This window comes from Actinomadura sp. NTSP31, from assembly GCF_041951385.1.
Taxonomy (GTDB): Bacteria; Actinomycetota; Actinomycetes; order Streptosporangiales; family Streptosporangiaceae; genus Spirillospora; species Spirillospora napierensis.
In genome coordinates, this window is record NZ_JBGNUT010000006.1 from 1 (window position 1) to 24,072 (window position 24,072).

Genomic DNA, 24,072 nt, shown 5'->3' on the forward strand with positions numbered 1-24,072 from the left:
AGGGCGCCTTCGGCGTCGCTTCGCGATGGACTTCGTCCACCCTTGACTTTGGAGCCTCTGCGGCCCCTGAGGCAGCGCTTAGGGGCAGGCTCCGCCTGCCCCGCCTGGTCGCGCCACCCCACCGCCCTCTTCCGTATGGGGAGGCCGAACAGCTCGGCACGGAGGAATTCGGCCTAGAAGCGCCAGCGGGTCGCGCTGAAGCCCTTCTCCTTGCCGAATGCGAACACCGTTGTCGGCATGGTGGCGAAGACCTGCTTGGGATCCTCAAAAGCGGTGTCGGCCGGGTCGTAGAACTCCCCACCTCTGACGACCGGGTGCCACCACGGATACTTGGCCAGGAAAAGCTCGGCGATCCGCTGCAGCAGGGCAGCATCCCGCACCTCTTGCGCCGTACCTTCGAGCACCAGGTCAACATCGTGACCGGGCACGGTGACGGCACATCCATTGTTGCCATCGAGGTCGCGAGCCTTGCGCGAATGCCGACCGGTGTTGAAACAGACGGTGCCGTCAAGCCAGACGCCCAGTACGGGCACCACGTGTGGCCTTCCGCCCTGCCCCGATGTGGCGAGAAGATACGTCTCGTGGGCGGCCAGCCGACTCCGCACTTCCGCCCAAGTGAGCGCAGTCAGCGGCACGCCGCTGGGGCTGGAAAGCGGCTCGGCGATCGGATCCCGCGCTGCCATGGCCGTTCCTTCGATCCCGACAGCACCGTCCGTCGGCACGCCCAGTGTCGCAACCACCGGGACCCGAGCATCAGGCCCGCAACCAAGCCGATCACTTCCGCCAGGCAGCGGTGTGGTCTGGCTGCTGTCAGGCCCAGTGTTGTGGGCCGTGACCATGGAGTCTTGGTCGGCGGGCATGCCGGTTCGCCCGAGATCCGGGATGGATTCGGGCGAACCGGTGGAGTGAGGGTGGCCGGTTTACGCGGCCCAGTTGGCGGTGGTGTCGGGTGGGCCGATCGTGCCCGGTGGCCCGCTACCGGTCCGGGATCTTGATCGGGCGCCCGGCGGTGGTAGCAGCCGGTAGTTGTACCGCCCGTCGGTGTCTTTGCTGATGCCGATCTGCTGGGGGCTGGTGTGTTTGAAGCGGTTGTGCCATCCGCAGGTGAGGGTGAGCTGGTCGATGTCGGTGGGTGAGTGTCCGAGGGCCCAGCCGTTGACGTGGTCGACCTCGCACAACGTCCCCGGGATCTCACACTCCCGCACCGCACAAGTGGAGTAGAGGGTCTCCAGCACCTGCCGTTGGGCCGCGCTGGCGAACCGCTCCCGGTAACCGAGATACAGCGGCGTGTGCCCCCGCCCGAGGATCAGCGGTGACACTCCGGCCGATAGCGCGATGCGGCGCGCCTGGGCGGCCGGGATGGGAGTGCCGTCGGTGAGGCGGGCGGGGGTGTTGCCGCCGGTCAAGGTGTCCAGGTCGCAGATTACGGTGACCTTCGTGGCCTTGTGCCCGCCCGACAGCACACTGGACAGGGCGGCTGCGGTGCGTTCGCCGACGTCGCGGGTGTCATCAGGCCCGGCCGGCTTGACCAAGGGCGCGAGGGTGCCGTCCCAGATGGCGGCGTCCTCGGCGTTCAACCAGCCTTTGATGTAGCGGCCGCCGTCCAGCGACCCCGTGCTGGTGATCCACGATTTGGCGTACCCGCGCTTGGCATCCTCGCCGGGGACGGCCTCGGTGCCGTCGCGTTCGGCGATGACGTCGCGAATGCGGCGGCCGAACACCGCCACCTTCGCCGCCGAGAAGCCTTGGTCGACGAAGTTCAGCAGGGTGGTCTCGGCTTCGGCGCAGTCGGTGTCCTCCAGCCTGGCCACACTCTGCGCGACCGTGGCCGCGTACCCGTAGGACAGCTCCCCGGCCGCCAGGCGTTCGGCGACTGTCGGGAGGCGGTGGCGTTGCCGGGCGAGGATGAGGCGTTCGGTGGTGCGGTTCTCCCGCATGCCCAGCCGGGACCGCAGCCATGCCCGGGTGGAGGGATATCCCCAGCGTTTCTGTTCACCGGTGGCATCGACTCGGCGGATGAAACCGGCGAGTGCGCTTTCCTGGATATCGCAGGCAGCGGCCAAAGACTCGGTGAGTTCCAGACACGCTGCCGCCGACTCCGGGGCTTCGCGCTGGGCGAGTTCAGCGGCGATCGCCGAGACCGCGTCCACCAATTGCATGGTGGACGCACCCTCCAGGCTGACCGTCACTGATTGCATAGGTAAAGCATACCCTACGTGGCCGACAAAAGTCGGCCAGACGGGCCCTTATTTCGACGCTTCGAAGAAAGGTATGGCTAGGTATACCTTCGGAATGCTCGCCATCCTCTACCGGGTTCTCGGAATGCCATTTATGGGGATTTGTGAACACGCGTGGAGGCGGGAACCCCTATGCCTACTGCGGCGGGCGGTCTCTGTCACCGGACCAGTCGACGTTTCCCTTTACGTGCCAAGGCCGCCGCATCTCCTAGAGTGCGACGCGACGAGAGTGAGCTGTCCAACCCCCGCATTCGCGGACGCGCCGACGCCTGTTTCCCGCGGCCGACGGCGGTGGCGGGCCGGCGGTCGTAGGGCGGGTCGCTGGGGGTTCCGTCCTTGGTGGCGGCGGCCTGGATCGACTGGACGAAGTCGGAGCGGGGGAAGCGGCGGTGGCCGGACTGGGAGTGGGCCAGGTCAGCGGTGCGATGGCGGCCAGGTCGCCGGCGGCGCGTCTCAGTTCGTCGAGGTGGGCGCTGGGGTCGGTGGCGCCGTCTCCGGGTTCGAGGACGAGCAGCGGGAAGGGCCGCGCGTCCAGCGGGCGGGGGAGGGATCGGTACACAGGCCGCGTCCGGATTCGGGGGCGGGGCGGGGGTCGCTCACCGCTTGCCTTCCCTGGCTGCGGGGACGGATCTGGTTGCCTGCAGGGAAGCGTAGGGGCGGTCACGGACCGCCGTCACGCGGCGGCGGAGGGGTGCCCCGCCGCCGCGGGGAGCGGGGGCGGTCAGTCGGCGGAGGTGAGGGTGTTGAGGCGGTCGACGGCGCCCGCGAACTCCTCGACCATGTCGTAGACGACCTGGCGGGCGGGCTTGACGGTGTTCATCAGGCCGACGCACTGGCCGACGAAGTAGTTGGCGAGCGCGCGGGCGCCGGGGTTGCCGGATTCGGCCACCTTGGTGATCTGCCGCATGGCGCCCTCGGCGACGATCATCTGCAGCGGCATGCCGAGCGGGCCGGGGCTGTCGGGGCCCTCCCACTCCTCGGTCCATGCGGACCTGAGCTGGCGGGCGGGCTTGCCGGTGCGCGACCGCGACCGGACGGTGTCGCGGGAGGTGGCGGCGAGCATCTTCGCCTTGACGGCGGGCGCCGTCTCGGCCTCCTCGGTGGTGAGCCACACCGAGCCGCACCAGACGCCGGACGCGCCGAGGGCGAGCGCGGCGGCCATCTGCCGTCCGGTGGCGATGCCGCCGGCGGCGAGGACGGGCACCGGCGCGACGGTGTCGACGACCTCGGGGACCAGCACCATCGTGGAGATCTCGCCGGTGTGCCCGCCGGCCTCGCCGCCCTGCGCGACGACGAGGTCGACGCCGGCGGCGACCTGGCGGCGGGCGTGCTCGGCGGTGCCGACGAGCGCGGCGACGGGGATCCCGGCGGCCTTGGCCTTCTCCACCATGATCGGCGGCGGGGTGCCGAGGGCGCTGGCGATGAGCCGGATCGGGTGGGCGAGGGACACGTCGATCAGCTCGGTGGCGCCCTCCTTGGTGACCGAGGTGCCGCCGCGCGCGTTGGACTGCTTGGCCTTCTCGAAGTCGGGCAGCGGGACGTCGTACTTGGCGAACAGGCCGATGAGGAAGTCCCAGTGCTCCTGCGGGATCGCGGCGAGCATGGTGTCGAGGCCGCCCTCGCCGCGTCCGGCGCGCTCGGCGGACTCGTCGATCTTGCCGGGGACGAGGACGTCGACGCCGTAGGGGCGGCCGCCGACGTGGTCGTCGATCCAGCGCAGCTCCTCTTCCAGCCGGTCGGGGGTGTAGGCGACGGCGCCGAGGACGCCGAGGCCGCCGGCGTTGGTGACGGCGGCGACGACGTCGCGGCAGTGGCTGAAGGCGAACAGCGGGAACTCGATCCCGAACGTGGCGCAGACCTCGGTGTTCATGCCCCCGACGCTAATGGACCGAACGCCATTCGGTCCAGGGTCGGGGCGATCAGGCGGCGGGGCGGAACAGCACGTAGGACTCGCCCTCGTCCGGATGCTCGAACGAGGCCCGCAGCGGCAGCCCCTCGCGCAGGCCGCCGCCGGAGACGCCGTCGAGCCGCGCGTACATCCACGGCCCCTCGGCCAGCTCGACCAGCGCCAGGTACGCCGGCGGCGGGACGGTGCCGTCCTCGGCGGGCCGGCCGTAGGTGGCCGTCCAGGTCACCAGGGCCGCCGCGCCGCTCGCGTCCGCCCAGGCCAGGTCCTCCTCGCCGCACTCGGGGCAGCCGGACGCGTCCGGCGCGTACCAGCGGTCGCACGCCTCGCAGCGCTTGATCACGAGCCGGCCGGCGGCGGTGCCGTCGAAGAACGGGTCGGTGCGCCCGTCGCGCCGCAGAACGCCGATGTCCATCGCTCAGGCTCCCTTCGGGTGCGGGCTGACGATCAAGGTCGAGTGGTGGTCGAGGATGCCGCCGTTCCCGCTGACGAGGACGACGTCGTTGGACGGCGCCTGCCGGTCCCCGCCGTCCCCCCGCGCCTGGATGACGGCCTCCGACAGCGGCGTGAAGCCCCACATGTAGTACGCCGACAGCTGCCCGCCGCCGGTGTTGGTGGGCAGCGACCCGCCGGGCCCGAGCGCGCCGGACGCGGCGAACGCGCCGCCCTCGCCCTTGGCGCAGAACCCGTAGTCCTCCAGCGACACGAGGACGGTGTAGGTGTAGCAGTCGTACAGCTCGCACACGTCCACGTCGGACGGGGTGATCCCGGCCATCTTCATCGCGGTCGCGCCGGAGGTGACGGCACCGGTCGTCAGGCCGAAGTCGCTGCCGCGCTCCTTGCGGTGCCCGGGGTGGCCCTGCCCCCATCCCCACAGGTGGACGGGCGGCCGGGCGAGGTCGCGGGCGCGGTCGGTGCTCGTCACGATCACCGCGATGGCGCCGTTGGAGACCAGGCAGCAGTCCAGCAGGTGCAGGGGCTCCGACACCCACCGCGACGCCTGGTGGTCGGCGAGCGTGATCGGCTCGCGCATCTGCGCGAGGGGGTTGCGCGCCGCCCACTCCCGCGTTGAGACGGCGATCGCGCCGAGTTGCTCGCTGGTCGTCCCGTACCGGGACATGTGCCGCTGCGCCGCCAGCGCGTAGAACGAGTTGACGCTGCGCAGTCCGAGCGCAGCCGTCATGCCGCCGTAGCCGTACCATTCGCGGGCGTTGCGGTTGTAGGCCGAGCCCGCCGACTGCTTCGGCTTCAGCGGCGCGTCGGCGAACACGCACGCGACCGTGGTCGCGGCGCCGCTCAGCACCGACATCGCCGCGTGCGCCACCATCGCCCCGGCGGTCGCGCCGAAGGCGTTCATCTGGGTCAGCAGCCGCAGGTCGCGCAGGCCGAGCGTGTCGGCCAGCTCGATCCCGGGCGAGCCGCCCATGCCGTGGCTGACCAGCAGCCCGTCCAGGTCGTCCAGGCCGAGGCCGGCGTCGGCCGCGGCGAGCCGCACCGCGTCGGCCGCCAGCCGCCGCGGGCTGCGCCCGTACACCCGGCCGAGCTCCGTCATCCCGAGCCCGGCGATCGCAGCGGTCATTCGTCGCATCCCTCCCCGCATCGTCACCGCCACGGTACCGAACAGCATTCGGTACAGCGTGGACCGGGGCGGACGATCAGCCCGCGGCGGACCGCGCCCGGAACGCGCCCCGGTAGGCCAGCGGCGACGCGCCGACCCGCCGGGCGAAGTGCGCGCGCAGCGTCACCGGCGACCCGAACCCCGCCTCGGCGGCCACCCGCTCGACCGGCAGGTCGGTGTCCTCCAGCAGCTGCTGGGCGCGGCGCACCCGCGCGTGCGACAGCCACTGCTGCGGTGTCGTCCCGGCCTGCTCCCGGAACCGCCGGGTCAGCGTCCGGACGCTGCACGACGCCTGCCGCGCGATGTCGTCCAGCGCGAGCGGACGGTGCAGGTTCTCCTCCAGCCAGGCCAGCGTCGGCTGAAGCGCCGCCGCGCCGTCCGGCGGCTCGTCGTGCCGGATGAACTGCGCCTGCCCGCCGTCGCGCTGCGGCGGCATGACGATCCGCCGCGCCGTCCGCGCCGCCGTCGCCGAGCCGTGGTCGCGGCGGACGATGTGCAGGCACAGGTCGACGCCCGCCGCGACGCCCGCCGACGTGAGCACCTGCCCGTTGTCGACGTACAGCACGGACGGATCGACTTCCACCAGCGGATACCGCCGCGCCAGAGCGCGCGCGTAGTGCCAGTGCGTGGTCGCGCGGTGCCCGTCCAGCAGGCCCGCCGCGGCCAGGACGAACGCGCCGACGCAGATGGACGCGATCCGGGCGCCCCGCGCCGCCGCGGACCGCAGCGCGTCCAGGACCTCGCCGGGCGGATCGTCCGCGACCCCCTCGTGGCCGGGGACGACGATCGTGTCCGCCGTCGCCAGCGCGTCCAGGCCGTACGGCGCCTCCACCCGCATCCGGCCGAGTGCGGCGGAGGTGCGCGCGCCACCGGGTGGCGTGCAGACCCGGATGTCGTAGAGCTGGACACCGTCCGTCGTGGTGGTCGTCCCGAACACCTGGCCAGGCGTCGCCAGGTCGAACGGCACGACCCCGTCCAGCGCGAGCACCGCGACGATGTGAAGTTCGGGCATGGCCAGAACGTAGCGCACATCGGCAGCCCGGACACTGGCCGGGACACCGTCCGGCATCGGACGATCGGTGGCGTTCCCGAGCACCACGTCCAAGGAGCCTTCGTGTCCGACCGTTTCGCCGAGTTCGCCCTGCCCGACACCGACCTGACCCGCAAGGCGTACGACCTGGTGTTCACCACCGGGACGGCGGCGCTCGCCAACCACAGCGTCCGCACCTACCTGTTCGGCCGCGCCCTCGGAGAGGCGAAGGGCCTGCGTCCCGGCGCCGACTACGACGACGAGGCGCTGTTCCTGGCGAGCGTCCTGCACGACCTCGGGCTGACCGAGCGCGGCAACGGCGGCGACCGCTTCGAGGTGGACGGCGCCGACCTCGCCGCCGAGTTCCTCACCGGGAACGGGCTCGACGGCGAGCGGGTCCGCGTCGTCTGGGAGGCCATCGCCCTGCACACCAGCCGGGGCATCGCCCATCGCCTGCGCCCGGAGATCGCCCTCACCCACGCCGGGACCAGCGCCGACATCGCCGGCCTGGGCACGGCGCGGCTCCCCGGCGGCATCGCCGAGCGCGCCCACGCCGCGTTCCCCCGGCTCGAACCGGGCTGCGGCCTCGCCGAGATCATCGTCGGCCAGATCGCCGCGAACCCGGCCAAGGCCCCGCTGGGCTCGCTCCCGTACGAACTGGCCCGCCAATCCGGCACCGCCGTCCCCGAACCCCGCTGGACGGACCTGGTGGAGGCAGCCTGGCCCGGCGTCGCCTGAGCCGGCGCGGCTACGCTGGCGGCGATGGCCGCCGTTCCCCCCGAGAACATGCTCGCCCGCGTCCTCGCGCACGACCACGACGCGGACGCCACCAGCGCGCGCATCCTGGACGCCGCGCTGGCGCAGTTCGCCGAGTTCGGGCTGCGCCGCACCTCCATGGAGGACGTCGCGCGCCGCGCCGGCGTCGCGCGCATCACCGTCTACCGCCGGTTCGCCGCCAAGAACGCGCTGGTCGAGGCGGTGCTGCTGCGGGAGGTGCGGCGCTTCCTGGAGGTGTTCACCGCCGCCGTGGACGGCCTGCCGGACGTCGCCGACCGGGTCGCCGAAGGGTTCGTGGTGACGCTGCGGCACGCCCGCGGGCACGGGCTGTTCCAGCGGCTGATGGCGACCGAGCCGGACGCGCTGCTGCCGTTCCTGACCGTCGACAGCGGACCGTTCCTGGCGGCGGCGCGGACGTTCCTGGCCGGAGTGCTGCGCGGCGCGGACGGCGTCGCCCCGGACGTCGCCGAGGACGCCGACGTCACCGCCGAGACGCTGATCCGCATCGTGCTGTCGTTCGTGCTCGCGCCGGACGGCCGCGTCCCGCTGGACGACGACGAGCGCGCCCGCCGCTACGCCCGCCGCCACCTCGCCCCGATGATCACCAGGCGGCCGCCCGCCGGGCCCTGACGCGGATCGCCCGCGTCCCCGGGGCGACGGGGACGCGGGCGATGTCGGACGGGACGCGGCCGGCCCTGGCGGGCCGCCGCCCTCAGGAGGCCAGCACCGCCTGCAGGAAGTCCCGGGTGCGCTGCTCGGACGGCTCACCGAAGATCTGCTCCGGCGGGCCCTCCTCGACGATCTGGCCCTGGTCGAACATCAGCACCCGGTTGGAGATGTCCTTGGCGAAGCCCATCTCGTGCGTGACGCACAGCATCGTCAGGTCGCTCTCCCGGGCGATGTCGCGCAGCAGGTCCTGCACGCCGACGACCAGCTCGGGGTCGAGCGCGGAGGTCACCTCGTCCAGCAGCAGCACCCGCGGCTGCATGGCGAGCGCCCGCGCGATCGCGACCCGCTGCTGCTGCCCGCCGGACAGCTGCGAGGGGTGCGCGTTCTCCTTGTCGGCGAGCCCGACCAGGTCCAGCAGGCCGCGGGCCCGCTCGACCGCCTCGTCCTTGGACGCCCCCAGCACGCGCATCGGCCCCTCGGTGAGGTTGCGCAGCACGTTCATGTTGGGGAACAGGTTGAACTGCTGGAACACCATGCCGACCTGCTTGCGCATCTCGTGCAGGTGCCGCTGGTTCGCCGGGACGCGGCGGCCGCCCTTGTCCATGTGCCAGAGCGTGTCGTCGCCGATCCAGATCAGCCCGTCGTCGAGCTTCTCCAGCGTCATCAGCAGCCGCAGGATCGTCGTCTTGCCCGACCCGCTCGGCCCGATCAGCGTCACCCGCTCGCCGGGCTCCACGGCGAAGTCCAGCTCGCGCAGCACGACGTTGGAGCCGAACCGCTTGACGACCTTCTCGAAGCGGATGCCGGGCGCGTCGCCGTGCGGCAGCGCGGCCGCCGCGCCGTCGCCGTCCTTCTTCCGGACCCCCTCCTTCTCGGTGGAGACGCCTTTGGACTCCTCGGGCGTCGGGGCTTCCGGTGCGGTGTCAGTTGGTGGCATAACGCCTCTCCAAGCGGCGGACGAGAATCGAGGATATGACGCTGACGATGATGAACAGCAGACCCACCAGCGTGATCGGCTCCAGGAACCGCAGGCTCCGCGAGCCCACCTGGTACGCCGACAGCAGCAGCTCGGTCACGTTGATCGCCAGCAGCATCGGCGAGTCCTTGAACATCGCGATCAGGTAGTTGCCCAGCGTCGGGATCACCCGGCGGATCGCCTGCGGCAGGATCACGTCCAGCCACACCCGCGACCGCGGCAGGTTCAGCGCGGTGCACGCCTCCCACTGCCCGCGCGGGATGTCGGAGATCCCCGCCCGGTACACCTCGGCGGTGTAGGTCGAGTAGTGCAGCCCGAGCGTGATGATCCCGGCGGTGAGCGACCCGATGGTCAGGCCCCACGACGGCAGCACGTAGTAGACGAAGTACAGCTGCGGGATCAGCGGCGTCGACCGGATGAACTCGGTGACCCACCGCACCGTCTGGCTGACGACGACGTTCGGGGCGCGGCGCAGCATGGCCCACACCAGGCCGAGCACCACCGCGATCACGTAGCCGGCCAGCGTCGCGGTGACCGTGTAGCGCAGCCCGTCCAGCAGGTCGGGGATGATGTCGCCGGTGTAGTTCCAGTCCCAGTCCATCAGCCGGCCACCCCCGCCCCGGGAGCGCCCGCCGCGACCGTCCCGAGCTTGGGCTCACGGGAGGGACGGCGCCCGAGCATCCGGTCCACCCGCCGTTCGGCGTAGCGGACGAACAGCTGCAGGACCTGCGCGATCACGAAGTACAGCACCAGCGCGACGGTGAACGACCAGATCGTCTGCCCGGTGCTGCCCTGCACGTTCTTCGACACGTGCGTGATGTCGACGAGGCCGACGAGCGAGACGATGGCGGTGCCCTTCATCAACTCGATGAGCAGGTTGCCGAACGGCGGCAGCATCAGCGCGAACGCCTGCGGCAGCAGGACGCGCCGCATCCGCTGGAACGGCGTGAAGTTCAGCGCGACCGTCGCCTCGAACTGCGCCTTCGGCACGGCGTTGATCGAGCCGCGCACCACCTCGGCGCCGTACGCGCCGACGTTCATGCCGAGCGCGAGCACGGCCGCGAACAGGGTGGTGAACCGGAGGCCGACGAGCGGCAGCGCGTAGAAGAACCAGTACAGCAGGACCAGCGTGGCGGTGCCGCGGAAGAACTCCACGTACACCCGGTTCAGCAGGCGCACCCAGGGGCTGCGCGCGGTGCCCGCCAGGCCGAAGACGAGGGCGAGCACCAGCGCGACCGCGCCGCCGAAGACGGTGAGCCGGAAGGTCAGCCACGCGCCCTCCAGCCACTGGTGATAGCTGTCGAGGACCTGTGACACCGATCAGCCCTGGCAGAACTTGGCGGCGGTGTCGGCCGCGGTCGGCATCTCCGCCTGGGTGAACCCGAACGGCTGCAGGATCGGCAGCAGCTGGTTGCCCTTCTCCAGCGCGGCGAGCTGGGTGTTCCAGGCGTTCAGCAGGTCCGTGTCGGCCTTGCGGAACACGAACGCGCCGGCGCCGAGCTGCTCCTTGCCGCCGATGACGGGCGTGAACGCGTCCGTCACCTCGTACTTGCCGTCCTGGTGCTTGGTCAGCAGGTCGGCCAGGGAGATGCGGGTCAGCCAGATGCAGTCGATGCGCCCGGACTTCAGGCCCTCGTAGGCGCTCGCCTGGTCGGCGAACGTCTTGATCTTGCCCTTGCTCACGCCGCTCTTCTCGGCGTAGCCCTGCTCGACGGCGCCCGTCAGCACGCCGACCGTCACGCCCGCCTTGGCCGGGTCGTTCTGGTTCTTCAGGTTCTTCGGGTTGCCCTTCGGCACCATGAACGCGCTCTTGGCGACGTACTCGGGGTTGGCGAACGCCGCGGACGCGCACCGCTCGGGGGTGATGAACATGCCGGCGGCGATCGCGTCGAACCGCTTGGCGTTGAGCCCGCCGATCAGGCCGCCGAAGTCGACCTGGACGCCCTCGACCTTGTCGATGCCGAGCTTCTTGAAGACGGCGCGGGCCAGCTCCGGCGCCTCACCGGTCAGCTTGCCGTCCTTGTCGGTGTAGCCGTAGGGGGCCTCGTTCGCGAACCCGACGGTGATCTTGCCGGCCTTCTTGGCCTTGTCGAGGGTGCCGCCGCCGGAGACCTCCTTGTCCGGATCCGTCGTGGAGCAGCCCGCCGCGGCCAGCGGGACCGCGGCGGACAGCAGAACGGCGGTGCGGAGGAAGTCTCGTCTCGAGGAAGTCATCGTTGAACTCCTGCAGGATGGGGGTGGCCCGCGCCCGCGGGGGGCCGTGGAGCCCCCCGCGGGCGCGGGACCTGTCGTTGGGGATATCCAGTTGGGAGCGGGGAATGTGACGCGCGGTCAGTCGCGGACGGGGGTGAAGTCGCGCGCGCCGATGAACGGCGGGCGCGGGGCCGGAGCCGAGAACGGCTCGACGCACGTGTTCTCCACGCTGTTGAACACGATGAACACGTTGGAGCGGGGGAACGGGGTGATGTTCCCGTTCGAGCCGTGCATGCAGTTGCAGTCGAACATGGTGGCCGAGCCCGCGGGCCCGGTGAACAGCTCGATCCCGTGCTTGTCGGCCAGGATGGACAGGCTGTTCGGGTCGGGGGTGCCGATCTCCTGCCCGCGCAGCGACTCCTTGTAGTGGTCGGCCGGGGTCTCCCCGACACAGGCCACGAACGTCTTGTGCGAGCCAGGCATGATCATTAGCCCGCCATTGTGCACGAAATTCTCCGTCAGCGCGATGGAAATGCTCACCGCGCGCATCCTCGGCATGCCGTCCTCGGCGTGCCAGGTCTCGAAGTCGGAGTGCCAGTAGAAGTCCTTGCCGGTGAAGCCCGGCTTGTAGTTGACCCGGCTCTGGTGCACGTACACGTCGGAGCCGAGCAGCTGCCGGGCCCGGCCGACCACCCGCGGGTCGCGGACGAGCTGCCCGAACACCTCGCTGATCTTGTGCACCTCGAAGATGGACCGGATCTCGTCCGAGCCGCGCTCGGTGACCGTGCGCTCGTCGGCCAGGATCTGCGGGTCGGAGGCCAGCCGGCGCAGCTCGGCGCGGTAGTCCTCGACCTCCTCCGGCGCGATCAGCTGCTCGACGGACAGGAATCCGTCGCGGTCGAAGGAGTCGAGGGTCGTGGCGTCGATGGGGCCGTCGCCGGGGCCGCCGTACACGACCGGGTCCTGCCGGTACAGCAGCGCCGCCTCGGCGGCCTTGCGGGTGGGATAGGCGTCGTCGATCGACGGATGGGACTCGATGATGCTCATGCGTCCTCCTCGGTGAGCAGCGGATAGACCCCGTTCTCGTCATGGACCTCCCGGCCGGTGCACGGCGGGTTGAACACGCACACGGTCTTCACGTCCGTGTGGGCGCGCAGGGTGTGGTGCTCGTGGCCGTTGAGCAGGTACATCACGCCGGGCTTGATCTCGTGCTTCTCGCCCGTCTCCTCGTTGGTGAGCTCGCCCTCGCCCTCGATGCAGTAGACGGCCTCGATGTGGTTCGCGTACCACATCTTGGTCTCGGTCCCCGCGTACAGGATCGTCTCGTGAAGCGAGAACCCCACGCCCTCCTTGGCCAGCACGAAGCGGCGGCTGCACCAGGTCGGCGCCTGCACGTCGCGATCGGTGCCGATGATCTCGTCAAGGGAGCGAACGATCATGAATTCCTCTTTTCCGGTGTGTTACTGGGCGGCGGTGCGCCCGGCCGCGGCCGGGGTCAGACCGACACCGCCGTGCGGACGGCCTCGAGGGAGTCCGCGATGATCTCCAGGCCGCGGGCCAGCTCGGCCTCGGTGGTGGTGAGCGGCGGCAGCAGCTTGACCACCTCGCCCTCGGGCCCGGAGGTCTCCATCAGCAGCCCGCGCGCGAACGCCTCGGCGCACACCTTCGGCGCGGCCTCCGCGTCCTTCATCACCAGGCCCCACGCCAGGCCGCGGCCGCGGACGGAGTCGATCGCGCCGGCGTGCGCGAGCGCGATCTCCTCCAGCGCCGTCTGGACCTGCTGGCCCTTCTTCAGGGTCTGCTTCTCCATGCCCTCGCCGGTCCAGTAGTCCTCCAGCGCGGCGACGGCGGTGACGAACGCGGGGTTGAACCCGCGGAAGGTGCCGTTGTGCTCGCCCGGCTCCCACACGTCCAGCTCGCGCTTCATCAGCGTGACCGCGAACGGCAGCCCGTAGCCGCTGAGGGACTTGGACAGGCAGACGATGTCGGGGGTGATCCCGGCGTCCTCGAAGCTGAAGAACGGGCCGGTGCGGCCGCAGCCCATCTGCACGTCGTCGACGATGAGCAGGATGTCGTGCCGGTGGCACAGCTCCTGCAGGCCGCGCAGCCACTCGGCGGTGGCGACGTTGATGCCGCCCTCGCCCTGCACCGTCTCCACGATCACGGCGGCGGGCTTGTCCAGGCCGCTGCCGCTGTCGTCCAGCATCGTGTCGAACAGCAGGAAATCGGGGGTGCGGCCGTCGAGGTAGTTGTCGTAGGGCATCGCGACGCCGTGCCCGAGCGGCACGCCGGCGCCGGTGCGCTTCATCGAGTTGCCGGTGACCGCGAGCGCGCCGAGCGTCATGCCGTGGAAGGCGTTGGTGAAGCTGACGACGGTCTCCCGGCCGGTGTACTTGCGCGCCAGTTTCAGCGCCGCCTCGACCGAGTTGTTGCCCGCCGGGCCGGGGAACTGGACCTTGTAGTCGAGGCCGCGCGGCTCCAGCACGTACTCGTTGAACCGTTCCAGGAAGTCCCGCTTGGCCGTGGTGTACATGTCGAGGCTGTGCACAATGGCGTCACTGGCGAGGTAGTCCATCAGGCGGCGTTTCAGCTGCGGGTTGTTGTGCCCGTAGTTGAGGGTTCCCGCGCCGGCGAAGAAATCGAGGTAGGTGCGGCCGTCCTCATCGGTGATGTGGGCGCCCTGGGCGGTGGTGAACACCGTGGGCCAGCTCCGGCAGTAGCCGCGGACTTCCGATTCCATGCGGGCGAAAACGTCCATGTTCTGCCTCCGGCAGGTTGGGGGTGGGAACGGTTCGGGGCGGGATGCGGTGTCAGAGATCGTGATGCGGTGTCAGAGATGTCGCGGAGAGCCGGTGTCGCGGTTCGGAGCCGGACGCGGTCCGGCCGGCGCCGCCGGACGTGCGGTTCGGGGGCGGTTCGGGAGCGGTCTCGGGGACGGCCGGCGGCGGCTCCGCCGGCCGCCGGGTCAGATCTCGCCGCCGAACGGCCCGATCCGGAACAGCACCTCGGGCTCGTGCTCGCCGCCCGGGAAGTGCTCGGCGCCGAACAGCGGCTCGCGGACGAGCTCGCAGCCGCGGGCCCGGGCGAACGAGGCGAACATCGCCGCCGAGGCGGTGTTGTCCGGGGTCACGGTCGCCTCCAGGTAGCGGTGGCCGCGGGCCGCCAGCCGGTCGCCGAGGCGGTCCAGCATCCGGCGGGCCAGGCCGCGGCCGCGGTGCGCGTCGTCGACGGCCACCTGCCACACGAAGAACGTGTCGGGGCGGGACGGGCGGACGTAGCCGGTGACGAAGCCGCAGGCGCGGCCGGCGTCGCGGGCCACGACGGAGGTGTCGGCGAAGTCGCGGCACCAGAGCGCGTAGCTGTACGGGGAATTCACGTCCAGGACCTTGGAGTCGCGGGCGATCCGCCACAGTTCGGGGCCGTCGGTGAGGCTCGGCTCCTGGAGTTGCACGTCCTCGGTCGTCTCGTCCGGTTCGGGGCGTCGGGTCGGTGTTTCCAGGGGTTGCGCTGCCATGTCCAGGCAACTTAGCGAATCTCGCCGAGTGATCGTTCCGTAATGTTACCGTCGAGATGTTTAGCCTGGCGCGCACCGGGTATGGCAATACGCTTGCCAAAAGCGGGGGGTTTTCGGTCGGCCGTTCCGCGGGCCGAGGTGCGCCATTCCTCGCGATACGCAGGAGGTACTGGCGGCTGCGCGGGCGGCGGCGCCGCGCGCTTTGCTGAACGCCACCTTAATGATCCGCGCTCGCGTGCAGAGAGTTTTTGTGTATCGGTTGTGTGAGGTAAGTCACTCGGATTGGGTGACAACGGGAAGGGTGCGGTCGGCGTCACCCGGCATCGCGGGAGGTCGAGCCTTCGCGCGCCGCCGTGGGGCGGATGGGGGTGAAGGCGCGGGCGCGGGCCCCTGGGAGCCCCCGGTTCCTCACCATCAAGGGGCTTCTTCGCTCGCCGCCCGGTAAGACAGAGTTGGCGGGCAGGTAAGGATTGGGGCGATTCGGCGCCCCTTCCGGGCGGGCCGGGCCCCCGCGCGGACGCGGAATCCCGGCCCCCTTTCCGGACATGCGGCGGACGAGATGAGACTCGTCCGTAATCTCGGTTCGGCCGACCCGGGGGTTCAGCCGGCCCGTGGGCTCAGCCCGGCCCGTGGTTCAGTCGGGCCCCGTGGTTCAGTCGGACTGCGCGAACCGGTCGGTCGCCTCGACGAGCCGGTGCAGGATCCCCGGCTCGGTGTAGGCGTGGCCCGCGTCGTCCACGATGTGGAACTCCGCCTCCGGCCACGCGCGGTGCAGGTCCCACGCCGTCGCGGCGGGCGTGCACACGTCGTAGCGGCCCTGCACGATCACGGCGGGGATGTGGCGGATCTTGTCCGCGTCCCCGATCAGCTGCTCGTCCTCGAAGAACCCCTCGTTCATGAAGTAGTGGTTCTCGATGCGGGCGAACGCGACCGCGTAGTCGGGGTCGCCGAACCCCGCCGCCAGCTCCGGGTCCGGCCGCAGCGTCAGCGTCGAGCCCTCCCAGGTCGCCCATGCCTTCGCCGCCGCCACCCGCACGTCCCGGTCGGGGGAGTTGAGGCGCTCGTGGAAGGCGGAGATGAGGTCCTCGCGCTCGTCCTCGGGGATCGGCTCGACGTACTTCTCCCACAGGTCGGGGAACAGCAGCGACGCGCCCTCCTGGTAGAACCAGTACAGCTCGAACGGCCGCAGCGTGAAGATGCCGCGCAGGACCAGTTCCGTCACCCGCTCGGGATGCGTCTGCGCGTACGCCAGCGACAGCGCGCTGCCCCAGCTCCCGCCGAACACCAGCCACCGCTCGATGCCGAGGTGCTCGCGCAGCCGCTCCATGTCGGCCACCAGGTGCCACGTGGTGTTCGCCTCCAGCGACACCTCCGGGTCCTTGGCGTGCGGCAGGCTCCGGCCGCAGTTGCGCTGGTCGAACAGCACGATGCGGTACCGCTCCGGGTCGAACTGCCGGCGGTGCGCCGGGCTGCACCCGCCGCCCGGCCCGCCGTGCAGCATCACCGCCGGCTTGCCGTCGGGGTTCCCGCAGACCTCCCAGTGGATCCGGTTGCCGTCGCCGACGTCGAGCAGCCCGGAGTCGTAGGGCTCGATCGGCGGATACAGGGTGCGAAGCTCCATGGTGCGGAATCCTCCCACCGGGCGACCGGCTCCGCGCTTTGCCGCGCGGCGCGGTGTGACCCGTGGCACCGTGGTGGGGGCGGCAGAGGCCCCGCACCGGCCGTGACCAGGCCCGCGGCCTTTGCCGGCACCGCGAAGGGAGCACGAAACTAAACCCCAAACTGGGCAAACGCTCCGCTGGTCGGCACTAGAGTGCCTTCAGTGAGCGGAGCGATGAGCCCTCGGGCGAGGAGTGACGCGAGCGCCATGTCCATGACAGCCCCCGCGGACACGGCCCCCGAGACGGGGCCGTCGGCGAGGAGACGTGTGAGCGAAGTGACGAGCCGTCAGGTGAGGAACGCAGCGAGCCGAGCGGGCGTCCCGGCGCCCTCGGCTGTCTCCGCGGAGGAGACCAGTGAGTGAGCTGAACGGATCGGGTGGTTCGCGCGGAGTCCCGGACGCGGGTTCTCCCTGGCCCGCGATGGGACGTGACCCGGGTCGCGGGTCCGACGTCCCCGTGCCCGCCGCCCAGCAGCCGATCCAGATGGCCAAGCCCGAGCAGCCCGGCCACGGCGCGGACGCCGGCCGTCCCGAGGCCGAGCAGCCCGAGGCCCAGCCCTGGGACATCGTCGAGCGGCTGCGCCAGATGGCCGACCTCATCGGCGACGCGCTCGCCGCCGGCGAGCGCAAGGTCACCGAGGCGCAGACCGAGACCGCCTCGCAGGTGGCGGCGATCCAGGCGGAGAAGGAGTCGGCGCAGCGCGACGCCGCGGCCGCCTGGGGCGAGGTGCAGCGCGCCCGCGGCCAGGCCGAGCAGGCCGACCGCCGCGCGGTCGACGCCGAGCGCCGCGTCACCGAGGCGCAGAACGAGGCCGCCTCGCAGGTGGCCGCGGTCCAGGCGGAGAAGGAGTCGGCGCAGCGCGACGCCGCGGCCGCCTGGGGCGAGGTGCAGCGCGCCCGCGGCCAGGCCGAGCAGGCCGACCGCCGCGCGGTGGACGCCGAGCGCAAGGCGGCCGAGGCCGAGCGGCGCGCCGGCGAGGTGCAGAACGAGGCCGTCGCCCAGATCGCCGCCCTGCAGAACGAGAAGGAGGCCGCGCAGCGCGATGCCGCGGCCGCCTGGAACCAGGCGCAGCAGGGCCGCGCCCAGGCCGACCAGGCGCGCGGGCAGGCCGAGCAGGCCCGCGTGCAGGCCGACCAGGCGCGGGCGCAGGCCGAGCAGGCCCGCGCCCAGATGGAGCAGGCGCAGGCCCAGGCCGAGCAGGCCGAGCGCCGCGTCGCCGAAGCCGAGGCCACCGTCCGGCAGGCCATCCAGCAGCGCGACGCCATGAGCGAGGCCCGCGACGACGCGCTGCGCGCCGTCGAGGACGCCGTCGGCGGCCGCCGCTCCGCCGAGGCCGAGCGCGACCGGGTCTCCGAGCAGGCCGGCGAGCTGTCGCGGGCGCTGGAGGCCGCGCACAGCGAGCTGTCGGCGGTGCGCGCCAAGCTCACCGACGCCGAGATGACCGCGCAGAACCTGCAGCACGCCGTCGTCGCCGCCGGCAAGGAGGCCGACGAGACCCGCCGCCGCGCGCAGGAGTCCGAGCGCCGCGCGCAGGAGAACGAGCGCCGCGCCCAGGACTCGGAGCGCCGCGCGCAGGACGCCGAGCGCCGCGCCCAGGAGGCCCTCGGCCGCGCCGAGGGCGCCGAGGCCGAGCGCCAGCAGGCCCTCGACACCGCCGCGCAGTCGCTGGAGGCCGCCAAGAAGGCCGAACGCGAACGCGACGCCAGCGCCAAGGCGCGCGAGGCCGCCGACCGCACCCGGGAGGCCGCGGTGCAGTCGCAGGCCCGCGCCGAGTCGGAGCTGACGCTGGCCCGGGGCCGCGCCGACCAGGCCGGCCGGGAACGCGACAAGGCGGTCGCCGGGATGCGGCAGATGGCCGCCGAGCGCGACGCGGTCGCCGAGAAGCTCGCCGAGCGGGACCAGTGGGTCGACCAGCTCGCCCAGGCGGTCACCGAGCAGCGCGCGCAGATCGCCGAGCTGTCCCAGGAGCGCGACGCCGCCCGGCAGGCCGCCGACCAGGCCCGATCCCTGATCGACGAGCTGACCCGCCAGCTGCGCACCATCATGCCCACGGCGGCGACGCCGCGGCTGTGACCCGTCCCCCGGCCCGCGGGCCGGGGGACGCCGGCCGCCCTCTCCACACCCTCTGACCAGCGGGGGCGGGGGACGGGGCTGGACGGTGTACCCGGACGTGCCTGTTATTCTGGTGGCCCGTGGACAGTGCGGTACCGAGCCCTTCGGTGAACGCCGCCTCGCAACGACCACGGGAGCGCCTTCTTGCCTTCGGCAGCCACTGGTAGATCACGTCCTACCAAGCACCTCTTCGTCACCGGCGGTGTCGCCTCCAGCCTCGGCAAGGGACTGACGGCGTCCAGCCTGGGCCGGCTTCTCACCCTCCGCGGGCTGCGGGTCACCATGCAGAAGCTCGACCCCTACCTCAACGTCGACCCCGGCACGATGAACCCGTTCCAGCACGGTGAGGTGTTCGTCACCGACGACGGCGCCGAGACCGACCTGGACATCGGCCACTACGAGCGGTTCCTGGACACCGAACTGCACGGGTCCGCGAACGTCACCACCGGCCAGGTGTACTCCAACGTGATCGCCAAGGAGCGGCGCGGGGAGTACCTCGGCGACACCGTGCAGGTCATCCCGCACATCACCAACGAGATCAAGGACCGGATCCGGGGGATGGCGGACGACACCGACGTCGACATCGTCATCACCGAGGTCGGCGGGACCGTCGGCGACATCGAGTCGCTGCCGTTCCTGGAGTCGGTGCGGCAGATCCGGCACGAGATCGGCCGCGACAACTGCTTCTTCCTGCACGTGTCGCTGCTGCCCTACATCGGCCCGTCCGGCGAGCTGAAGACCAAGCCGACGCAGCACTCGGTCGCCGCGCTGCGCTCCATCGGCATCCAGCCCGACGCGATCGTGTGCCGCTCGGACCGGCCGATCACCGACGGGCTCAAGCACAAGATCAGCCTGATGTGCGACGTGGACCGCGAGGCCGTGGTGTCCGCGGTGGACGCCGCGTCCATCTACGACATCCCGAAGGTGCTGCACGCCGAGGGCCTGGACGCCTACGTGGTGCGCCGGCTCGGGCTGCCGTTCCGGGACGTCGACTGGGGCGCCTGGGACCGGCTGCTGCGGCGCGTCCACCGGCCCGCCCGCGAGGTCACGATCGCGCTGGTCGGCAAGTACATCGACCTGCCGGACGCCTACCTGTCGGTCACCGAGGCGCTGCGGCACGGCGGGTTCGGCAACGACGCCAAGGTGCACATCCGCTGGGTGAAGAGCGACGACTGCGAGACCCCGGAGGGCGCCGCGCGGGAGCTGGACGGCGTGGACGGCGTGCTGATCCCCGGCGGGTTCGGCGTCCGCGGCATCGAGGGCAAGCTCGGCGCGGTCCGGCACGCGCGGGAGAACCGCGTCCCGCTGCTGGGCATCTGCCTCGGCCTGCAGTGCATGGTGATCGAGGCGGCGCGGACGCTCGGCGGGCTCGCCGGCGCCGGCAGCGCCGAGTTCGACGCCACCACCGCCCACCCGGTGGTCGCCACCATGGCCGACCAGCTCGACGTGGTCGCCGGCGAGCGGGACATGGGCGGCACGATGCGGCTCGGGCTCTACCCCGCGGACCTCGCCGAGGGGTCGGTGGTCCGGGAGCTGTACGGGGAGGCGAAGGTCGCCGAGCGGCACCGGCACCGCTACGAGGTCAACAACGCCTACCGCGGCCGGCTGGAGGAGGCGGGGCTGCGGTTCTCCGGGCTGTCGCCGGACGGCCGGCTCGTCGAGTACGTCGAGCTGCCCCGCGAGAACCACCCGTTCTTCGTCGGCACGCAGGCGCACCCGGAGTTCCGGTCCCGGCCGACCCGGCCGCACCCGCTGTTCACCGGCCTGGTCGCCGCGGCGATCGACTACGCGGGCACCCGCGCGGCGGACGCGGCGGACGCCTCGTGAGCGCCGGCCGGCGGTCCGAGCCGGAGCTCGACCCGGCACGGCCCGGTCCCGAGCTCGGCCCGGACGACGTCCGCGACCGGCCGGAGCGCTGGAACGTCGTCGAGGAGTCGACCGCGTTCGAGGGGCACGTCTTCAACGTCCGCCGCGACCGGGTCGAGATGCCGAGCGGGCCCGGCGGCGGCACCGAGGTCGTCGGGCGCGACGTCATCGAGCACCTCGGCTCGGTCGGCGTCCTCGCCCTCGACGACCGCGACCGCGTACTCCTGCTGCGCCAGTACCGGCACCCCGTCGAGCGGCTGCTGTGGGAGACGCCCGCCGGGCTGCGCGACGTCGAGGGCGAGCCGCTGCACGAGCTCGCCGCGCGGGAGCTGCTGGAGGAGGCCGGGTACCGCGCCGCGCGCTGGGACACCCTCGCCGACGTGTTCCCCTCGTCCGGGATGTCGAACGAGCGCAGCCGGATCTTCCTCGCCCGCGACCTGACGCGGGTGCCCGCCGAGGAGATCGACTTCGAGCGGGTGCACGAGGAGGCCGACATGCCGGTCGTCTGGGTGCCGCTGGACGAGGCCGTCCGCAAGGTCCTCGCCGGCGACGTGCACAACATGATCGCCTGCGTGGGGATCCTCGCGGTGCACGCGGCGCGCGCCGGCGGCTACCGCGACCTGCGCCCCGTGGACGCCCCCGAGGGCTGACGCCGCGACGGTCGCGCCCGCGACCCCGGGAACGCCCCGCCGCCCTCTACGGGGCGGCGGGGCGTTCCCGTGTCCGGGCCGGGCCGCATGGCGGGCCCGCCGGGACGGTGTCGGCGCGACATGCGACACGGCCGCGCCGATGACGCCTGCGCGACGCGGTGGGAGGGGGCATGATGGGCACGTCTCGTCCCGCCTCGAGCCCGCCCCGACCGAGCCGATCAAGCCCGCAGAGACCGTCTGAAGAGGTGCCGCAACTGTCCCCGAGCACGACCCGCCGGCCCGCCGCGCGGCCCCCCGCCCAGGACGCCGCCGCTCAGGACCCCGCCCCTCAGGACCCGGGCCTGGACGCCGGCTCCGGCCCGGGCGCCGGCTCCGCGCTCGGGGCGGCGGTGCGCACCTACCTGGGCCACCTGGCCGTCGAACGCGGCCTGGCCGCCAACACGCTGTCGTCCTACCGCCGCGACCTGCGCCGCTACGTCCGGGTCCAGGACGGACGGGGCCGCACCTCCATCGCCGACATCACCGAGGACGACGTCCGCGCGTACCTGATGGGGCTGCGCGAGGGCGACGAGGAGCATCCGCCGCTGTCGGCGGGCTCGGCCGCGCGCGCCCTCGTCGCCGTCCGCGGCCTGCACCGGTTCGCGCTGCGCGAGGGCCTGGCGTCCGGCGACCCCGCGCACGACGTCAAGCCGCCCACCCCGCCGCGCCGGCTGCCCAAGGCCATCACGCTGGAGGAGGTGGAGCGGCTGCTCGCGGCCGCCGCCGGACCGTCCGGCGACGACGCCGGCACTGCCCGCGGGCTGCGCGACCGCGCCCTGCTGGAGCTGCTGTACGGGTCGGGCGCGCGGATCTCCGAGGCCGTCGGCCTGGACGTCGACGACGTCGACCTCGCCGAGGGGTTCGCGCGGGTCGCCGGCAAGGGGGGCAAGGCCCGGGTCGTCCCGATCGGCGACTACGCGGCGCGGGCCGTCGACGCCTACCTCGTCCGGGCCCGCCCCGAGCTCGCCGGCGCCGGACGCGGCGGCCCGGCGCTGTTCCTGAACGCCCGCGGCGGGCGGCTGTCGCGCCAGGGCGCCTGGATGGTGCTGCGCGCCGCCGCCGACCGGGCCCGGCTGACGAAGGTGTCGCCGCACACGCTGCGGCACTCGTTCGCCACCCACCTGCTCGACGGCGGCGCCGACGTGCGCGTCGTGCAGGAATTGCTCGGACACGCCTCCGTGACGACCACGCAGGTCTACACTCTGGTGACGGTCCAGCTGCTGCGCGAGGTCTACGCCACCTCGCACCCGCGCGCCCGGAGCTGAGCGTCCGCGCCCGCCCCGCGCACCCGGGCGCAGGGCCGCGCCGCCGCGACAAATCCCGACACTCGGCGCGCGTCGGCTTGAGACGTGGGGGACGGGGCCCTAGAGTCCCCGTTCTGGACGGCATTTCCCGGCCGCCGGGGAGGGATCTGGTGACTAGCAGGAACGGCGGGCATGGAGTTCTCTCCTCCGCCACCATAGAGACCGATCCGAGTCGGGCCCTCGGCCCGACTCAGCGACCCGTACCCGTCTTTCCGGAGCCGGAACCGCTGGCCGAACACGGGCCCGCCCGCATCGTCGCCGTCTGCAACCAGAAGGGCGGCGTCGGCAAGACGACCACGACGATCAACCTGGGCGCCGCGCTCGCCGAGTACGGCCGCCGGATCCTGCTCGTCGACTTCGACCCGCAGGGCGCCCTGTCGGTCGGCCTCGGCAAGGGCGACCCGCGCCAGCTCGACATGACGATCCACAACCTGCTGCTCGAACGCGACACCGAGTGGGAGGACATCGTCCTGGACACCGGCGTCGACGGCATGGACCTGCTGCCGAGCAACATCGACCTGTCCGGCGCCGAGGTCCAGCTCGTCCACGAGGTCGGCCGCGAGTACATCCTGCAGGGCGCGCTGAAGTCGGCGATCCCGCACTACGACTACATCCTGATCGACTGCCAGCCGTCGCTCGGCCTGCTCACCGTGAACGCGCTGGCCGCCAGCGAGGGCGTGCTGATCCCGCTGGAGTGCGAGTACTTCGCGATGCGCGGCGTCGCGCTGCTGATGGAGACCATCGAGAAGGTGCAGGGCCGGATCAACCCGGGCCTCGCCATCGACGGCGTGCTCGGCACCATGTACGACTCGCGGACCCTGCACACCCGCGAGGTCCTCGGCCGGATCGTCGAGGCCTTCGGCGACAAGGTGTTCCACACGGTCATCAACCGCACGGTACGGTTTCCAGACGCGACCGTCGCCGGGGAGCCGATCACGTACTTCGACCCGAACTCGATGGGCGCGAACGCATACCGGGGTCTGGCGCGGGAGGTGCTCGGAAGGTGGGCTCACGTCGGGTAAGGCTGCCCGGTGTCGATGAGATCTTCCGGCCCACCGCGCCGCCGCCCGGCCCCGCTCCCGGCCCGTCCGGGAACCGGCCCGCACCCGGGCGCGCACGTCCGGAGCACGCCGTCCCGGAGTACCCGGAGTACGCCGCTCCGGAGCAGGCCGGGGCGGAGCGCGCGGTGCCGGGCACCGGCCCGTCCCGGGTCACGGTGCCGGACGCCGGGCACCGCCCGAGCGGCCGGCAGCGCCACGACTCCAAGATCACCGTGTACATCTCCTCCGACGAGCTGCTCGCGCTGGAGCAGCTGCGGTTGCGGCTGCGCGCCGACCACGCGCTGCCGGTCGACCGGGGCCGGCTCGTCCGCGAGGCCGTCGCGGCGATGATCGGCGACTTCGACGCGCTCGGCGAGCACAGCACGCTCGTCCGCCGCCTGCGCGACACCTCCTGACACCACACTCCTGACACCGCACCTCCTGATGCCGCGCACCCCCTGACCCCGCAGCGAGGGATTC

The 24,072-nt window shown here is 72.2% G+C and carries 23 protein-coding genes; 8 read left to right on the forward strand and 15 right to left on the reverse strand.

All coding sequences use genetic code 11. The features are described 5' to 3' along the window. Positions 1-173: 173 nt before the first annotated feature. The 6 genes from ACA514_RS11795 to ACA514_RS11820 form a co-directional block, all read right to left on the reverse strand. On the reverse strand, positions 174-683 hold the full coding sequence (locus ACA514_RS11795; RefSeq protein ID WP_375041111.1) for a pyridoxamine 5'-phosphate oxidase family protein: 510 nt from the start codon (positions 681-683) through the stop codon (positions 174-176). Between the two features lie 237 nt (positions 684-920). After that, the gene (locus ACA514_RS11800; protein WP_375041112.1) at positions 921-2,198 is read right to left on the reverse strand and encodes a DUF222 domain-containing protein; all 1,278 of its coding nucleotides are present in this window, start codon (positions 2,196-2,198) and stop codon (positions 921-923) included. A gap of 760 nt (positions 2,199-2,958) precedes the next feature. Continuing rightward, entirely contained in the window at positions 2,959-4,107 is a 1,149-nt protein-coding gene (locus tag ACA514_RS11805) for an NAD(P)H-dependent flavin oxidoreductase (RefSeq protein ID WP_375041113.1), read from the reverse strand. A 49-nt stretch (positions 4,108-4,156) separates the two neighbouring features. Beyond that, positions 4,157-4,558 (reverse strand): Zn-ribbon domain-containing OB-fold protein, encoded by a 402-nt coding sequence (locus ACA514_RS11810; RefSeq protein ID WP_375041114.1) that lies wholly within the window; start codon positions 4,556-4,558, stop codon positions 4,157-4,159. 3 nt (positions 4,559-4,561) lie between these two features. After that, positions 4,562-5,722 (reverse strand): thiolase family protein, encoded by a 1,161-nt coding sequence (locus ACA514_RS11815; protein ID WP_375041115.1) that lies wholly within the window; start codon positions 5,720-5,722, stop codon positions 4,562-4,564. Positions 5,723-5,798: 76 nt separating this feature from the next. Then, on the reverse strand, positions 5,799-6,773 hold the full coding sequence (locus tag ACA514_RS11820; protein WP_375041116.1) for a GlxA family transcriptional regulator: 975 nt from the start codon (positions 6,771-6,773) through the stop codon (positions 5,799-5,801). A gap of 102 nt (positions 6,774-6,875) precedes the next feature. Between ACA514_RS11820 and ACA514_RS11825 the strand changes: the two genes are divergently transcribed. Both ACA514_RS11825 and ACA514_RS11830 read left to right on the forward strand, forming a co-directional pair. Next, the gene (locus ACA514_RS11825) at positions 6,876-7,529 is read left to right on the forward strand and encodes an HD domain-containing protein (protein ID WP_375041117.1); all 654 of its coding nucleotides are present in this window, start codon (positions 6,876-6,878) and stop codon (positions 7,527-7,529) included. 24 nt (positions 7,530-7,553) lie between these two features. After that, on the forward strand, positions 7,554-8,198 hold the full coding sequence (locus tag ACA514_RS11830) for a TetR/AcrR family transcriptional regulator (protein WP_375041118.1): 645 nt from the start codon (positions 7,554-7,556) through the stop codon (positions 8,196-8,198). Between the two features lie 82 nt (positions 8,199-8,280). Here the strand turns inward: ACA514_RS11830 and ehuA are convergent, their stop codons facing one another. From ehuA to pip, 9 genes are all read right to left on the reverse strand, one after another. Beyond that, complete coding sequence (ehuA, locus tag ACA514_RS11835; RefSeq protein WP_375041119.1) at positions 8,281-9,174, reverse strand: ectoine/hydroxyectoine ABC transporter ATP-binding protein EhuA; 894 nt, start codon at positions 9,172-9,174, stop codon at positions 8,281-8,283. After that, entirely contained in the window at positions 9,161-9,814 is a 654-nt protein-coding gene (gene ehuD, locus ACA514_RS11840; RefSeq protein WP_375041120.1) for an ectoine/hydroxyectoine ABC transporter permease subunit EhuD, read from the reverse strand. Before ehuD ends, ehuA begins: the two co-directional genes overlap by 14 nt. Beyond that, entirely contained in the window at positions 9,814-10,530 is a 717-nt protein-coding gene (gene ehuC / locus ACA514_RS11845; RefSeq protein WP_375041121.1) for an ectoine/hydroxyectoine ABC transporter permease subunit EhuC, read from the reverse strand. The genes ehuD and ehuC overlap by 1 nt, the downstream gene beginning before the upstream one ends. Positions 10,531-10,533: 3 nt before the next feature. Further along, the gene (gene ehuB / locus ACA514_RS11850) at positions 10,534-11,427 is read right to left on the reverse strand and encodes an ectoine/hydroxyectoine ABC transporter substrate-binding protein EhuB (protein ID WP_375041122.1); all 894 of its coding nucleotides are present in this window, start codon (positions 11,425-11,427) and stop codon (positions 10,534-10,536) included. 117 nt (positions 11,428-11,544) lie between these two features. Continuing rightward, complete coding sequence (gene thpD / locus ACA514_RS11855; protein WP_375041123.1) at positions 11,545-12,453, reverse strand: ectoine hydroxylase; 909 nt, start codon at positions 12,451-12,453, stop codon at positions 11,545-11,547. After that, a complete protein-coding gene (locus ACA514_RS11860) occupies positions 12,450-12,845 on the reverse strand; it encodes an ectoine synthase (protein ID WP_375041124.1) in 396 nt (131 codons plus the stop codon). The genes thpD and ACA514_RS11860 overlap by 4 nt, the downstream gene beginning before the upstream one ends. A 56-nt stretch (positions 12,846-12,901) precedes the next feature. Next, complete coding sequence (gene ectB / locus ACA514_RS11865; RefSeq protein WP_375041125.1) at positions 12,902-14,164, reverse strand: diaminobutyrate--2-oxoglutarate transaminase; 1,263 nt, start codon at positions 14,162-14,164, stop codon at positions 12,902-12,904. Between the two features lie 207 nt (positions 14,165-14,371). Next, on the reverse strand, positions 14,372-14,920 hold the full coding sequence (ectA, locus tag ACA514_RS11870; protein WP_375041126.1) for a diaminobutyrate acetyltransferase: 549 nt from the start codon (positions 14,918-14,920) through the stop codon (positions 14,372-14,374). 652 nt (positions 14,921-15,572) lie between these two features. After that, complete coding sequence (gene pip / locus ACA514_RS11875; protein WP_375041127.1) at positions 15,573-16,541, reverse strand: prolyl aminopeptidase; 969 nt, start codon at positions 16,539-16,541, stop codon at positions 15,573-15,575. A 460-nt stretch (positions 16,542-17,001) separates the two neighbouring features. Here pip and ACA514_RS11880 point away from each other — a divergent pair, with 460 nt between their 5' ends. From ACA514_RS11880 to ACA514_RS11905, 6 genes are all read left to right on the forward strand, one after another. Next, positions 17,002-18,654 (forward strand): hypothetical protein, encoded by a 1,653-nt coding sequence (locus ACA514_RS11880; RefSeq protein WP_375041128.1) that lies wholly within the window; start codon positions 17,002-17,004, stop codon positions 18,652-18,654. Positions 18,655-18,837: 183 nt separating this feature from the next. After that, positions 18,838-20,520, forward strand: coding sequence for a CTP synthase (locus tag ACA514_RS11885; RefSeq protein ID WP_375041129.1), 1,683 nt, complete (start codon positions 18,838-18,840; stop codon positions 20,518-20,520). Next, positions 20,517-21,209 (forward strand): NUDIX domain-containing protein, encoded by a 693-nt coding sequence (locus ACA514_RS11890; RefSeq protein WP_375041130.1) that lies wholly within the window; start codon positions 20,517-20,519, stop codon positions 21,207-21,209. The genes ACA514_RS11885 and ACA514_RS11890 overlap by 4 nt, the downstream gene beginning before the upstream one ends. Positions 21,210-21,550: 341 nt before the next feature. Beyond that, positions 21,551-22,513 (forward strand): site-specific tyrosine recombinase XerD, encoded by a 963-nt coding sequence (xerD, locus tag ACA514_RS11895; protein WP_375041490.1) that lies wholly within the window; start codon positions 21,551-21,553, stop codon positions 22,511-22,513. A 194-nt stretch (positions 22,514-22,707) separates the two neighbouring features. Next, a complete protein-coding gene (locus ACA514_RS11900; RefSeq protein WP_375041491.1) occupies positions 22,708-23,574 on the forward strand; it encodes a ParA family protein in 867 nt (288 codons plus the stop codon). Next, entirely contained in the window at positions 23,556-24,008 is a 453-nt protein-coding gene (locus ACA514_RS11905; protein ID WP_375041131.1) for a hypothetical protein, read from the forward strand. Before ACA514_RS11900 ends, ACA514_RS11905 begins: the two co-directional genes overlap by 19 nt. Positions 24,009-24,072 lie beyond the last annotated feature (64 nt).